General features: G+C 37.7%; 3 protein-coding genes. 1 reads left to right on the plus strand and 2 read right to left on the minus strand.

Going from position 1 to position 1,064, the window contains the following annotated elements; all coding sequences use genetic code 11:
* Nucleotides 1–253: 253 nt before the first annotated feature.
* Nucleotides 254–565, plus strand: coding sequence for a hypothetical protein (locus ACS8FC_RS14870; protein ID WP_101205798.1), 312 nt, complete (start codon nucleotides 254–256; stop codon nucleotides 563–565).
* A gap of 111 nt (nucleotides 566–676) precedes the next feature.
* On the opposite strand, the gene rpmG is transcribed toward ACS8FC_RS14870, so the two are convergent.
* Nucleotides 677–832: a 50S ribosomal protein L33 gene (rpmG, locus tag ACS8FC_RS14875; protein WP_010201403.1), complete on the minus strand. Its 156-nt coding sequence runs from the start codon at nucleotides 830–832 to the stop codon at nucleotides 677–679.
* Between the two features lie 127 nt (nucleotides 833–959).
* Nucleotides 960–1,064, minus strand: a 105-nt coding sequence (locus ACS8FC_RS14880; RefSeq protein ID WP_439297340.1) for a large ribosomal subunit protein bL28, incomplete at its 5' end; no start/stop codon positions are given.

Genomic DNA, 1,064 nt, shown 5'->3' on the forward strand with positions numbered 1-1,064 from the left:
TTACGTTAGCGAAACTGCGCTATTGGCGCTAATGTGTCCTTATTGCAAGGCATTCAGGTTTGTTTTTATAGTGAAGACTTATGTGATAGCCCTTGAATTCTAGTGTTAAAGCGTCCATTGTATGAGTAAGACAGATTTACCCGCGTTACTGTAAGATGATAGATTTGCCGAATGAGTTTGTTTTCAATAAATAACTGCTTTGCAATGACTAGTTTCTCTACCAGTACTAAACGGGATAATAAGGAACATATTAATGCCATATGATATCGATAACGATATAGAAGTAGACAACGAGAGTAGCGATCAATTTGCAGGGTTTGCCAAAGAGACCACGTTAGAGTTAGTGGAAGCAGATGATGGTAGATTGTTGTTGCGTGATGCTGAACAAGACGAAGCACCGCTAATGACTATCGACTTTTCTGACAAACTAAAAGAGCTACTTGGTAGTGACACTCAGGCCATTGGTCAACATATGATTCATGCTGCGATTCAGGTTATTATGCAAAAGCAGATGAGTAAGTGGCATGCCCATGTGTATGATAAAGAACCAACGCACTACAGTTGATCTTTAGTTTATTAGCGAGCTGAAGATAGATAAATATACAAACATAAAAAAAGGGTTTATCAATTGATAAACCCTTTTTTTGTTCAAATAATACCATTTATGAAATGGAGATTATTTGATTTTAGCTTCTTTAAAGATCACGTGCTGGCGTACTTTTGGATCAAACTTTTTGATTTCCATTTTGCCAGGCATAGTGCGCTTGTTTTTAGTAGTGGTGTAGTAATACCCAGTACCAGCTGTTGATACTAATTTAATTTTATCTCTCATGATAGCTTTCCTGTAAATGAGGGGTCTTCAAACGATAGGTACGTGTCTAGAAGAATAAGTCGCTACCTATAATGTAGCAAAACGGCAGCTAAATAATGAGAGTCATCACTCAGCTGCTATTTTTAACTTAAACTTTTTGACCTTGTGCGCGTAGATCCGCTAACACTTTATCGATACCAAGTTTGTCAATGATGCGCATACCTTTGGTAGACACACGTAGACGTACAAAGCG

The sequence above is a fragment of the Psychrobacter sp. 1Y4 genome (genome assembly GCF_051847555.1).